The following is a 12718-nucleotide window of genomic DNA, read 5'->3' as shown; positions in this document are numbered from 1 at the left end:
AACGTCGTTTCCATCAGGAGTACGGCGGCAGCTCTCCGTCGCGGATCTGGTCGCGGAGCTTGAACTTCTGGACCTTGCCCGACGGCGTGCGGGGGAACGCCGCCACCTCGTGGAGCGACTCCGGCCACTTCTGCTTGGCCAGGCCGGCACCGGCCAGGTGGGCCTGCACCTCGGCCAGCGTGGGGGCGGCGGCGCCGGCGCGCACGCTGAACACGGCCGCGGCGTGCTCGCCCAGGCGGGCGTCGGGTGCGGCAACCACGCTCACCTCGGCCACCGGGGCCAGGCCCATCAGCAGCTCCTCGACCTCCTGGGCGCTGATGTTCTCGCCGCCCCGGATGATGATGTCGGACACCCGGTCGGTGATCGTGAGGTAGCCCTCGTCGTCGAGCACGCCCACATCGCCGGTGCGGTACCAGCCGTCCGCGCTGAACATCGCCGCCGTCAGCTCCGCGTCGGTGTAGCCCATCGAGCAGTCCGGCCCGCGGCTGGAGATCTCGCCGTCAGCGTCGAGGCGCAGCTCGACGCCGGGCATCACCCGGCCATCGGTGGTGAGGCGCTTCACCTCGGGATCGGTCAGCAGGCAGCCCGTGATCGACGGGTGCTCGGTGCTGCCGTACGAGCGGAAGACCTTCATGCCGAGGTCGGTGGCGCGCTGGGTGACGGCGATCGGCACGCTCGATCCGCCCAGCCCGGCGTAGGGCATGAGCGCGAGGTGCCGGTCGGTGAAGTCGGGGTGGTCGAGCAGGCTGGTGAGGAAGTAGGTGGCGCCACCCGAGACGCCGAGCCCCTCCTCGTCCATGAGGCGCAGCACCTCTGACGGGTCCCAGACGTCGATGAGGTTCACCGAGCGGATCCGCAGCAGCGGCACCAGGAACGCGTTGACCATCCCGATGAAGTGGCCGACCGGCGCCCCCGTGATCTGCGGCGGGCCGCCCTTCGGGAACATGAAGTCGAGCTGGCGGGTCTCGAAGCCGATCGTGCGGTGGGTGTGGACCACGCCCTTGGGGTTGCGGGTGGTGCCCGAGGTGAAGGCGATGATCGCCGGCGCATCGGGGTCGACGGCCGCCGGCTCCGAGACCGGCGGACCGTCGAGGAGCGAGTCGAACGCGGTGGCGCCCGGCGGCAGCTGGGCGGCCGGGGTGGCGCCGGCGACGAGCCAGAGCGGCACCGGGTGGTCGGCGAGCAGGCCCTCGTAGTTGGCGAGGAAGTCGGTGCGTCCGAAGGCGTCGGCGGTCACCAGCACGTCGGGCGCGGTGGCCCCGAGGATGTAGCCCACCTCCTTGGGCCCGTACGTGTGCACGATGGGCACGACGATGGCGCCGAGGTAGCTCGCCGCCCAGAAGGTGATGCCGGCCTCGACCCAGTTCGGCAGCTGGAACACGATCACGTCGCCGGCGCCCACGCCCCGGGCCCGCAGCGAGCCGGCCAGCGCCCGCGCCGCCCGGTCGACGTCGGCGAAGGTGCCCCGCCACGGCCGGACCTGCGAGCGCACCGTGAAGACCTCGTCGCGCATCTGCTCGAGCCCGAGCGCCACGGTCGACCCCAGCGAGGCGTCGTTCCACCAGCCCTCCGCGCGGTAGCGCGCGGCCAGATCGGCCGGCACCGCCCGAGGCGTCCAACCGTCCGTGAACGATCCGCTGGCTGCACCCATCACGCCACTCCTTCGCTCGATCAGCCTTGTTGCCGGAATTGGAGAACTTCGTTATCGTCCGACAGAACCCATGTTTACACCGACCGAAACCAGAGGGCAGATGGTGGACCAGGCGCAGCTCAGCGACATCACCGAGATCGAGCAGCTGCTCGCCCGCTACGCCGTGGGCATGACCATGGACGACATCGACTCGGTCATGGAGGTGTTCACCACCGACGGCTCCTACTCCGCGTTCGGCGACACCTACCCCCTGGTCGACTTCCCGGCGCTGGTCGCCGCCGCGCCCAAGGGCCTGTTCATGGTGGGCACCCCGGCGCTCGACCTCGACGGGGCCGCCGGCACCGGGACCGGCCGCCAGCCGCTGTGCTTCGTGGAGCAGACCACCCACGACATGCGCATCGGCTGGTACACCGACACCTACCGCCGCACCGATGCCGGGTGGCGCCTGCACACCCGGTCGATGACGTTCCTGCGCAAGAGCGGCGTCCGCGACTCGGGCCGGCCGCACGACCCGTCCCGCCCCCAGCCCACCGCTCCCTGATCGGCCAGGGCCCCGCCATGGACCTTCCCGTCTTCCGCGCCGCGCTCGACGACTGGCTCGACGAGCACGACGCCGAGCTGCGCGGCGAGCACGCCGCCGGTGGCTCGCTCGACGACCACATGGACCAGCTCTCCCACGTGAAGCGCACGGCCTACGACGCCGGCTGGATGCGGTGGGGCTGGCCCGAGCACGTGGGCGGCCTCGGCGGGTCCTCGCTGCTGCGCGCCTACCTCGGCGAAGCGCTCACCAGCCGCGACCTGGTCGAGCCCGGCATCTACTCGATGACCGAGGTGCTGGTGCCGACGATGATCGACTACGCGTCGCCCGAGCTGGCCGCCCTGATGGTGCCGCGGATGCTCCGGGGTGACGAGACCTGGTGCCAGGGCTTCTCCGAGCCCGACGCCGGCAGCAACCTCGCCTCGCTCGCCTGCCGCGCCGTGCGGTCCGACGACGGCTGGCGCGTCACCGGGCAGAAGGTGTGGACGAGCCTGGCCCAGTACGCCCAGCGCTGCGTCCTGCTCGTGCGAACGGGGACCACCGAGTCGGCCCACCGCGGCATCACCGCCCTGTTCGTCGATATGGACACCCCCGGCATCACCGTGCGCCCCATCGAGACCATGCACGGCGCCCCCGAGTTCTGCGAGGTCTTCTTCGACGACGTGGTGGTCCCGTTCGACCGCATGCTCGGCGATGAGGGGCAGGGCTGGGCGGCGGCGATGGACCTGCTCCCGTTCGAGCGCAGCACCGCCCTGTGGCACCGCGCGGCCTACCTCCACCGCCGGCTCGAGCTGCTGCTCGACGCCGCCCCGGCCGGTTCGCTCGATCCGGCGCGCGTCGGCGAGGTCACCCAGCTGCTCTACGCCTTCCGCCTCCGGTCCCGGGCCACCCAGTACCGCATGGCGTCGGGCGGCCAGCTCGGGGCCGAGACGTCGATCGACAAGGTGCTGCTGGCCACCGTGGAGCAGGCCGTCTTCGACCTGGCCGAGGACGCGCTCGCCGATCAGATCGTCCTGGGCGACGACGACGCCGCCGAGCGGTGGCGCAGCGAGTTCCTCTACTCGAGGGCCGCCACGATCTACGGCGGCAGCGCCGAGATCCAGCGCAACATCATCGCCCGCCGCCTGCTCGACCTGGGGAGCGACCGCTGATGGACGCCGACGACCTGGAGCTGTTCGAGCGGACCATCGGGCACGCCGTCGCCGCCGCCGATCCCGCCCTGCTCGGCGCCGACCTCGACGATGCCCTCCACGACCTCGGTTGGCTCGACGCCCTGGCCGACGACGACCGCGCGGCCGTCTCCGTCCTGTTCGAGCAGCTCGGCCGCAACCACGCCACCTGCGCTGCGCTCGACTTCCTCGTCACCGGCGGCGAGCACGGCGTGGTCCTCCCCTGGCTCGGCGCCGTCGACCCTCCCGGCCGCCTCGACGGCGACCGCCTCCGGGTGCGGGGCCTCGCCACCGAGCGCATCCTGCGCCAGGACACCGTGTTCGTCCCCTGCGCCCTCGCCGCCGACGAAGCCGCCCCGCACGACGCCGTCGCCGGCGTGGTGGTGGCCGCCGCCGACCTGACGCTCCGCCCTGTCACCGGCCTCGATCCCGACCTGGGCCTGGTCACCGTCACCGCGGTGGTCGACGGCCTCGACCCGACGGCTGCCCACCCCCTCGCCTGGGCCGACACCATCGCAGTCGCCCAGCTCGCCGTCGGCCACCAGCTGGTCGGTGCGTCTCGCAAGATGCTCGAACTGGCCCGGGAGCACGCGCTCGAGCGGGTGCAGTTCGGCCAGCCCATCAGCGGCTTCCAGGCCATCCGCCACCGTCTGGCCGAGGCCCTCATCGCCATCGAATCGGCCCAGGCGCTGCTCGACGGGGCCTGGGACGACCGCCACCCGGTCACCGCCGCGATGGCCAAGGCCGCCGCCGGCCGAGCCGCCCGCACCACCGCCCGACATGCCCAGCAGGTCCTGGCCGGCATCGGCTTCACCACCGAGCACGACCTCCACCTCTACGTCCGCCGCACCCTCGCCCTCGACGAGCTGTTCGGCAGCACCCGCACCCTCACCGCCGATCTCGGACGGGCCGTCACCGAGTCCCGCCAGCTCCCCCCGCTCCTGCCCTTGTAGGGAGTCACAGCCCCGGCGTTCTGGGGCACACCGTCTGGGAGGATGCGGTGGTGGCACACGATGGGGCAGCAGGGGCGCCAAGTCCCGATCTGGTTGCGGCGCGGTACGTCATCGGGGATCTCGACGCATCACTCGTCCCAACATGGGCGGCATGGTGGGTCGCGAGTGGTCACGACGGTCCATGCGTCGTGGCGCTCGCCGGTCTAACCGGCGACGACGCCTTCGATGTCCGCGATGCGCTGCGGCCCGCCATGGACGAACTCGGGATCGCGGTGCCCCCTTTCGTCGAGGCATGGCGAGTGGTCGCGACGGATCGGGCGGCGGATTGCCTAGCCGGCCGTTTGGATGAGTTCGAGCTGGTCGCGTGGGTCGAGCGCATCTACATCGAGTCCGAGTACGACGATGGAGTCATCAATGAGCCCCTCGGTGCCACGTACGGGGTGGACGACGAGCACATCGGCGGGTGGGGCCGGTCCGACACCGAACTGCGCGTCGAGGTCCGATCCGCCTGCCTCGACCAGCTCCGACTTGGTCAGGATTGACACCCCCGCTGCCGACCGTCACCGAGCCGGCAGCGCAGCCGGCGAGGACCTCGGGCCGACGGTGAGGCCTTGACCGGCTGTTGCCGTCTCCGACGTACCGGCGCGTCAACTCGCCCGCGGTGGTGCGGGCGAGTTGGTGGTTCGTCGGGCGCTTGCCCGGCACCGATGTGATCGACCACTCCCCGTTCGCTTCCGTCCTCGGTTGGCCCGGCTCTCCGTCCCGAGACCTCGGCCCTTGAGCGTCAGGCGGTGTGGTGGTAGCGGGGTGGGGGGATGGGGGTGTGGTTGGTTCTTCGGAACTCGAGGCCGGTGGGGCCTCGGGTGATGGGCCAGCCGTGGTGGGCGAGGCGGTGGTGGTGTTTGCAGAGCAGGACGAGGTTGTCGATGTTGGTTTCGCCGCCGTGGCGCCACCAGGTGAGGTGGTGGGCTTGGCAGCGGTGGTGGTTGGCGTGGCAGCCGGGGTGTTCGCAGGTGCCGCCGGAGCGGGCGAGCAGGGCCGTGAGCATCGCCGCGGTGATGAGGCGGCGGGTGCGGCCGACGTGGAGGGGTTCGCCGTCGTCGTCGGTGACGACGAACGCGATGTTGGCTCGTTCGAGGAGCTCGCGGAGGGTGTGGCGGCCGATGGAGCCGCCGCCGAGGATGCGGGCGGCCCAGCGGTCTCGTTCGGGGCCGGTGAGGTTGGCGTGGTCGAGCAGGGCGGCGAGGGTGGCGGTGATGACGACGAGGGGTCGGGGCTGACCGCGCCGGCTGCTGGTGGAGCCGTCGGCGATGAGGTCGAGGAGGGCGGCGGCGACGAGTTGGGGGTGGGTGCGGTCGTCGCCGGTGAGTTGGCCGGTGCGCCGCCAGGTGTCGATGCGGGCGTCGAGGGCTTCGACGAGGGTGGCGAGCGATTCGGGGGTGAGGTCCATCGCCACGAGGCCGCGGCCTTGGAACCCGACGACGATGGTCATGGTGTCGTCGTCGGTCTGGGGGCCGGGATCGCGGTCGGGGTCGTTGCGGCCGAGCTCGGCGAGGGCTCCGTAGCGCCACTCGATGAGGCGGGCCGCCAACCGGTCCGCGGTGAGACCGGTGGCTTCGGTGACGAGGAGGGCTTCGTCGCGGTCGAACACCTCGGCCACCTCGGCGCGGCGGGCCCGGGTCAGCTGGTGCAGGTGCGACAGGGGCAGCGACCCCGCTGCGGCGGCGGCGGAGACGTGGGGCATCGATGCCGCCAACAGGCCGGTGCGGCGCAGCGCCCCCGCCGTGGTGCGGCCCGCACCCGTGTGGTTGACCAGCCACGTGACCGGCGTGGACGACCCGTCGCCGGTCCAATCGCCTGACGCCTCCCACCCCGGCACCGCGGCGACCGCGGCCCCGTCGGCCATCGCCGCGAGCTCCGCACGCGCTTCCAGGAGCCCGGACAGCTCCGCCCCCGTCGCCCCGCGCACATCGAGCCCGAGCACCGCGTCGACCAGGGCGTGCGCCCGCACCAGGCGGGCAGCAGCAGCATCGGCGTCGGGTCCATCGAACATGTGTTCCATGCTACGCCGAGGGTCTGACACCCAAGCCCGTCAACCACCACCAATATCAGACATCCTCAAACACTTTCGATGTCCGATCTCAGGATCCGTACTACGAGCCCCAGCCGTCGCGTTCGTAGCGCCAACCGTCGTCGGCCATCGAGAGGCGGTGGCGGCCACCGTCGGCATCGGGATCCCCACCGTCGTAGGCGACGTCGCCGTCGTAGAGCGCGATGAGGCGGTCGCCGATGGAGGCGATGCGGGTGGCGAAGTGCTCCGCGGGCCTCTGCCGGAAGGCGTCGAGCGCGGCGTCCACGGTCTCGTGGCGGGCGAGCTCCGCGAGGGTGATCCACGTCGGCGGCCCGAGCTGGATCTCCTGCGCGTCTCGCCGTGCCATCGCCTCGCGCGGCCGCATCCAGGCGTGGTCGTGGATCTCACCGCCGTCGATCGTGACCACCACGTCGGCAGCAGGCGCGGCCGTGGCGAAGAAGTAGGTCCCGAAGCGCTTGGGTGCGATCGGCGGTGGTGTCCAGTGCGAGAACCACACGAGCGCGTCGGGGTCGAGCTCGACACCGGCCTCCTCCGCGCTCTCGCGGACCGCGGCCCGTCGAGCCGCGCCCTCGGCGTCATCGACCGCCAGGCCGGCCCGGTCGCCGTCGTCCACCCTCCCGCCGGGGAACACCCACATGCCGCCCGCGAACTCGAGCTTGGCGTTGCGCCGGAGCATCAGCGCCTCGACGCCACCGTCGGCGTGGTCGCGCAGCACGACCACCGTGGCCGCCGGGATGATCGGCGAGGCGTCCTCGTCACGGCGTTCCCGGGTCACCGCCGAGATCGTACTGGGACGCGATCGTCGTTGGTCAGGGCTTGGGGGCGAGGAAGCGGTCGATGTTCTTGCGGAGCTCGGGCGACTCGAACGACTTGTCCTCGGCACCGAGGGCGAAGTCGAGGGTGGCCAGCACGGCGCGCTCCATGTGGATGTTGAGGATGCGCTTGGTGTCCTGGACGGCCTGCTTGGGGAGGCGGGCGATCTTCTTGGCGCAGGCCATGGCCTGGTCGAAGACCTCGTCGTCGGGGCAGACGTGGTTGGCGAGGCCGATCGCGGCGGCGCGCTCGGCGGGGATCTTGTCGCCGGTGAGGGCGTACTCCTTGGCCAGCTGGAGGCTGGTGAGCAGCGGCCAGGTGACGGGCCCGCCGTCGGCGGCGACGAGGCCGACGGCCACGTGCGGGTCGGCCAGGTGGGCGCTCTCGCCCATGAAGACCACGTCGGAGAGGGCGACGAGGCTGCAGCCCAGCCCGACCGCCGGACCGTTGACGGCCGCCACCACGGGCACCTTGCAGGCCACCATCCCCATCACGATCTTGCGGCCGGCGATGAGGGTCTGGCGGCGGAGGTCGGCGTCCTTGGTGAGGTCGTCGAGGTAGTTGAAGTCGCCGCCCGCGGAGAAGGCCCGGCCGTTGCCGGTGAGCACGACGGCGCGCACGTCGGGGTCGGCGTCGACCTGCGGCCAGAGGTCGGCGATGGCCTCGTGGAGCACGTGGTTGGTGGCGTTGAGCGCCTCGGGCCGGTTGAGGCGGATGATCAGGATGGGGCCGTCGGCCTCGACCTGGATCTCGGGCGGAACGTGGTACTCGGTCATGTCGGTAGTCCCAGGATTCGTTGGGCGATGAGGTTGCGCTGGATCTGCGAGGTCCCGCCCATGACGCTCTGCGAACGGCTGTACAGGTAGGTCTTCATCCAGGTGTCGTCGCCGGCGTGGCCGGTGCCGCCGACGGCCATGGCCGCATGGCCGACCGCCTGCTCGACGTAGGTCATGAGGAGCTTGTCGACCGATCCCTCGGGCCCGTGCTCGATCCCGTCGAGGCGATCGGAGAGCCGTCGGCTCACGTGGAGCCGCAGCATCTCGGACTCGACGATGGCCCACCCCAGGTCTCGGGTCTGCTCGGTGCCGTAGCGGGCCGGCTCGTCGCGCACTCGGCCGGCGAGCGTCTTGACGGTCTTGCGGTAGCGGGCGACGAAGCCGAGCTCGCCGGGCTCGCGCTCGTGGCTCACGACGGTCATGGCCAGGCGCCAGCCCTCGCCGGGCTGGCCGATCATGTTGGCGGCCGGCACGCGGGCACCGTCGAAGACGACCTCACCGAACTCCTTGGTGATGCCGTTGATCATGCGCAGCGGCCGCTGCTCGATGCCGTCTTGGTGCATGGGCACGATGAAGCCGGAGATGCCGCGGTGCTTGGCGACGTCGTGGTCGGTGCGGGCCAGGACGAGGCACCAGTCGGCGTCGTCGGAGTAGCTGGTCCAGACCTTGTGGCCGGTGAGGACGTACTCGTCACCGTCGAGGTCGGCCCGGGTGCGCAGCGAGGCCAGGTCGGACCCGGCGTCGGGCTCGCTGAACCCCTGGCACCACCGCTCGTGGCCGCTGATGATGCCGGGGAGGAAGCGCTGCTGGATGTCCTCGTTGCCGTGCTCGAGCATCCCCTGGACCAGGTACCCGAGGCTGGGCCGCGGCGGGGCGCCGGCGGCGGCCAGCTCGTCGTCGACGATGACCTCGTACACGTTGGGGAGGCCCTGGCCGCCGATCGCCTTCGGCCACGACAGCCCGAAGAACCCGGCCTGGTGGAGCGCCTGGTGCCAGGCGGCCATGCCGGCCCAGTAGTCGTCGTCGGTCGACGACGACGGCAGGCCCGGGTTGTTGGCCTGGAGCCAGGTCCGCAGCCGCTGGCGGAACTCGGCCTCGTCGGGCGAGTCGGCGAAGTCCATCAGCTGCCTCCGATGCCGGCGTGGGCGAGCACGCGATCCAGGTTGGGGCCGACCCCGCCGAGCACGTCGATCGACAGCAGCGCCCGCCGCAGGTACACGTGGGCGAGGCACTCCCAGGTGTTGCCGATGCCGCCGTGCACCTGGATGGCCGTCTCGCACACGGCGAGCGCCGCCCGGGCGCTGTACGCCTTGGCCATCGAGGCCGCCGCGACCGCGTCGGCGGGCGGCAGGGCGTCGACCGCCCACGCGGCGTGGAGGGTGAGGCTGCGCGAGCCCTCCATGGCGACGAAGGCGTCGGCCAGCAGGTGCTGCACGGCCTGGAACGAGCCGATGGCCGCGCCGTACTGCCGGCGCTCGGCCGCGTAGGCGACCGACAGGTCGACCGCCCCGCGCATGACGCCGACGAGGTCGGCGCTGGTGAGGGCCAGCGCCAGCGCGCTCCACCGGGCGAGGTCGTCGTCGCTCAGGGAGCGGGCCTGGTCGGCGACCACCACCAGCGCATCGGCACCGGCGGCCACCGCGACCGAGCGGGTGAGGTCGATCTGCGTCTCCGCCGGGGAGACCGGCACCTCGGCCAGCGCCGGACCGTCGGGGCCGGCGACCAGGACCAGCGCCAGGGCGGCGTCGGTGGCATCGACGGCCACCGCGTCGTGGGGCAGCACGCCACCGACGACCGGGGCGAGCGCGGCCAGATCGTGGGTGAGGACCACGGTCTCGGGGCCGGAGGCGCACGGGGCCCCGGTGAGGCGGCGGAGGTCGGCGGCGAGCGTGGGCCCGAGGAACGGCGCGTCGGCCAGGCCGCGTCCCAGCTCCTCGGCGATGAGCGCGGCCTCGACGCCCGAGGCCAGCGGCGCCGAGCCCTCGTCGGCGACGCGCAGCTCGCGCCAGCCGGATGCGGCGATGGCAGCGTCGAGCTTGGCGGTGCGCTCGGCGTCGTCGAGCTCGCCCACCGCCTTCGGTCCGAGCCGGTCGACCACCTGGGCCGCCGAGTCGCGCAGCGCCTGCTGCTCTGGTGAGAGCCGTACGTCCATCAGTGGTCCTCGGCCTTCGCCAGCAGCACCGGCGTCCAGTCGTCTCGGAGCGTGCGCCGCAGCACCTTCCCCGAGGGGAGGCGGGGGATCGTGTCGACGACCACCAGGTGGCGCAGCTGCTTGTAGGTGGCGAGCGAGTCGGCGACGAGCGCTTCGAGCTCGCCGTCGGCGAGGGGGCGGTCGGGGTCGAGCTCCACCACCGCGACGGGGACCTCGCCGGCCCGTTGGTCGGGCAGGCCGAACACGGCGCAGTCGAGCACCGCGGGGTGGCCGTGGAGGACCGCTTCGATCTCGGCCGGCGCCACCTGGAAGCCGTTGACCTTGATCATCTCCTTGGAGCGGTCGGTCAGGTGGACCCACCCCTCGGGCTCGATCCAGCCGACGTCGCCGGTGCGGTACCAACCGTCGTCGAAGGCGCCCGCGTTCTCGTCGTCGGGCAGGTAGCCGGACATGAGCGACGGGCTCCGGGCCTGGAGCTCGCCGGTGGCGCCCGGTTCGAGGACGGCACCGGTCCCGATGTCGACCACCCGCAGCTCCACGTCGGCGGGCGGCAGGCCGGCGGAGTCGAGCCGCCACACCTCGGGCCGGTCGACCGGGTTGCACGTGATGACCGGCAGCTCGCTGGCGCCGTAGGCCGGCAGCCAGCGCACCCCGGTGCGATCGGTGACGACCTGGGCCACGGCCTCGGTGACCGGCGTGGCGCCCCACATGATGTAGCGCAGCGACGACAGGTCGAAGTCCTCGAGCCTCGGGTGGTTGGCCAGGGCGAGGGCGATGGGGGCGACGGCCATCTCGAGGGTCATCCGCTCCGATTCGATCCGGTGGAGGATCTCGTCGAGGTCGAAGCGGCGGTGCAGGCGGACCGTGGCCCCGGCGGCCGCGGCGGCCAGGAGGTTGAGCAGCCCGAGGATGTGCGACGGCGGCGTGGCCACCTGGAAGCGGTCGTCGGGACCGAGGCCGAGGGCGTCGATCCAGTGGCGGGTGGCGTGGCCCATCGACGTGTGGGTGTGGCGCACCGCCTTGGGCAGGCCGGTGGTGCCGGAGCTGAAGACGAGCACGGCCTCGTCGGCGGGAGGGTCGTGGGCCTCGTCGAGGCGGTCGCCGCTCCAGGCGAACGCGGCGGCGGCCCCGACCTCGTCGTCGAGGTCGGTCACCTCGTCGGTGCCGAGCAGCTCGGCGAAGATCGCGGTGGCGCTGCCATCGGTCACGGCGTGCGCGGGGCCGGTCAGCTCGACGGCGTGGCCGACCTCGATGGCCTTCCAGGCCGGGCTGATGAGCACCGCCGCGGCACCCAGCTTGCTGATGGCGTTGAACACGGTGACGAACTCGACCCGGTTGGCCATCATCAGCGCCACCCGGTCGCCCGGGCCGATCCCGCACGAGCGGAGGTGGCGGGCGAACGCGTTGCTCGCCCGGTCGAGGTCGGCGAACGACCACTGCTCGTCGCCGGCGCGCACCGCCGCCCGCTGCCCGTGGCGCTCGGCGGCCTGCTCGAGGGCGTGGTGCAGGTAGGCGGCCATATGGAAACAGTATTCTCGATTTTTGATATCGACGTCAACACCAACGCAGAGGTATCGTTCTCGCCATGGACCGACGGGTGGTGCCCCAACCGTGAAGGCCGTGCGCGGCGCCGAGGGCGGGGTCGTCGTCGTCGACCTGGACGAGCCGCCCGGTGTGGGCGAGGTGCTCGACATGCAGGCCACCAGCATCTGCGCGTCGGACCTCTCGTACCTCCGCTTCGGCAGCCGGAAGATCCTGGGCCACGAGCTGGCCGGCACCCGCGCCGACGGCACCCCGGTGGTGGTCGAGGCGCTGTACGGCTGCATGGCCTGCGACCAGTGCCTCAAGGGCTCGTACAACCTGTGCGCCACCCACGGCCAGCGGGCGCTCGGCATCTCCGCCGACGGCGGCATGGCCACCCGGTTCCGCGCGCCGACCGAGCGGCTGGTCGTGCTCCCCGAGGGCCTCGACGTGCGCGACGCCGCCATCGTCGAGCCGGCGTCGGTGGCATGGCACGCCCTGCGCATCGCCGGCACCGGACCGGGCTCGCGGGTGGCCGTGATCGGCGCCGGCGGCCTGGGGCTGCTGGCCGTGGCGTGCGCCCGCCGCATGGGCGCCGAGGCGGTCGCCCTCGAAGCGCGCCACCCCTTCCAGCGCGAGGCGGGTGAGCGGCTCGGCGCCACCATCGGCGCCACGGGCCGCTTCGACGTCGTGGTCGAGGCGGCCGGCACCGATGCCAGCATCGGCCAGGCCATCGAGGCGGTCGCCCCGGGCGGCACGGTGGTGGTGCTGAGCGTGCACTTCGGCCCGGTCACCTTCGACTGGATGCCGCTGTTCCACCGCGAGGCGCACCTGCTCCCATCGCTCGGCTACTGCAGCCACGAGGGCGGCCGCGAGATGGAGCACGCCGCCCAGATGCTCGCCGACGACCCCGACATCGCCCGCGCCCTCATCACCCACCGCTTCCCGATCGACGACGCCCCCGAAGCCTTCCGCGTCGCCGCCGACCGGAGCAGTGGCGCCATCCGCGTCGTCATCGAGCCCTGACGGCGGGACCCGGCGGGACCTTTGGGG

At 72.4% G+C, this 12718-nt stretch carries 12 protein-coding genes; 5 read left to right on the top strand and 7 right to left on the bottom strand.

The window, feature by feature from the left end; all coding sequences use genetic code 11:
- Positions 1–13 precede the first annotated feature (13 nt).
- A complete protein-coding gene (locus ACPPVX_RS15490) occupies positions 14–1651 on the bottom strand; it encodes an AMP-binding protein (RefSeq protein ID WP_426571469.1) in 1638 nt (545 codons plus the stop codon).
- Positions 1652–1751: 100 nt separating this feature from the next.
- Here ACPPVX_RS15490 and ACPPVX_RS15485 point away from each other — a divergent pair, with 100 nt between their 5' ends.
- The 4 genes from ACPPVX_RS15485 to ACPPVX_RS15470 all read left to right on the top strand — a co-directional run bounded on the left by ACPPVX_RS15485 (position 1752) and on the right by ACPPVX_RS15470 (position 4853).
- On the top strand, positions 1752–2192 hold the full coding sequence (locus ACPPVX_RS15485) for a nuclear transport factor 2 family protein (protein WP_426571468.1): 441 nt from the start codon (positions 1752–1754) through the stop codon (positions 2190–2192).
- Between the two features lie 17 nt (positions 2193–2209).
- Entirely contained in the window at positions 2210–3340 is a 1131-nt protein-coding gene (locus ACPPVX_RS15480) for an acyl-CoA dehydrogenase family protein (RefSeq protein WP_426571467.1), read from the top strand.
- On the top strand, positions 3340–4311 hold the full coding sequence (locus ACPPVX_RS15475) for an acyl-CoA dehydrogenase family protein (protein WP_426571466.1): 972 nt from the start codon (positions 3340–3342) through the stop codon (positions 4309–4311). Before ACPPVX_RS15480 ends, ACPPVX_RS15475 begins: the two co-directional genes overlap by 1 nt.
- A gap of 188 nt (positions 4312–4499) precedes the next feature.
- Positions 4500–4853, top strand: coding sequence for a hypothetical protein (locus tag ACPPVX_RS15470; RefSeq protein ID WP_426571465.1), 354 nt, complete (start codon positions 4500–4502; stop codon positions 4851–4853).
- Positions 4854–5095: 242 nt separating this feature from the next.
- Here ACPPVX_RS15470 and ACPPVX_RS15465 read toward each other — a convergent pair whose 3' ends face one another.
- The 6 genes from ACPPVX_RS15465 to ACPPVX_RS15440 form a co-directional block, all read right to left on the bottom strand.
- Entirely contained in the window at positions 5096–6364 is a 1269-nt protein-coding gene (locus ACPPVX_RS15465; protein WP_426571464.1) for a hypothetical protein, read from the bottom strand.
- Between the two features lie 100 nt (positions 6365–6464).
- The gene (locus ACPPVX_RS15460) at positions 6465–7178 is read right to left on the bottom strand and encodes an NUDIX hydrolase (RefSeq protein ID WP_426571463.1); all 714 of its coding nucleotides are present in this window, start codon (positions 7176–7178) and stop codon (positions 6465–6467) included.
- A 34-nt stretch (positions 7179–7212) separates the two neighbouring features.
- Positions 7213–7992, bottom strand: a complete 780-nt coding sequence (locus ACPPVX_RS15455; protein WP_426571462.1) for an enoyl-CoA hydratase/isomerase family protein — start codon at positions 7990–7992, stop codon at positions 7213–7215.
- A complete protein-coding gene (locus ACPPVX_RS15450; RefSeq protein ID WP_426571461.1) occupies positions 7989–9113 on the bottom strand; it encodes an acyl-CoA dehydrogenase family protein in 1125 nt (374 codons plus the stop codon). Before ACPPVX_RS15450 ends, ACPPVX_RS15455 begins: the two co-directional genes overlap by 4 nt.
- The gene (locus ACPPVX_RS15445; RefSeq protein ID WP_426571460.1) at positions 9113–10144 is read right to left on the bottom strand and encodes an acyl-CoA dehydrogenase family protein; all 1032 of its coding nucleotides are present in this window, start codon (positions 10142–10144) and stop codon (positions 9113–9115) included. The genes ACPPVX_RS15450 and ACPPVX_RS15445 overlap by 1 nt, the downstream gene beginning before the upstream one ends.
- Entirely contained in the window at positions 10144–11664 is a 1521-nt protein-coding gene (locus tag ACPPVX_RS15440; RefSeq protein WP_426571459.1) for a class I adenylate-forming enzyme family protein, read from the bottom strand. Before ACPPVX_RS15440 ends, ACPPVX_RS15445 begins: the two co-directional genes overlap by 1 nt.
- A 91-nt stretch (positions 11665–11755) precedes the next feature.
- On the opposite strand from ACPPVX_RS15440, the gene ACPPVX_RS15435 reads away from it, so the two are divergent.
- Positions 11756–12691, top strand: a complete 936-nt coding sequence (locus tag ACPPVX_RS15435) for a zinc-dependent alcohol dehydrogenase (protein WP_426571458.1) — start codon at positions 11756–11758, stop codon at positions 12689–12691.
- Positions 12692–12718 lie beyond the last annotated feature (27 nt).

This window comes from Aquihabitans sp. McL0605, from assembly GCF_049993875.1.
GTDB lineage: Bacteria > Actinomycetota > Acidimicrobiia > Acidimicrobiales > Iamiaceae > Aquihabitans.
This window is presented reverse-complemented; position numbering and strand designations above follow the sequence as displayed.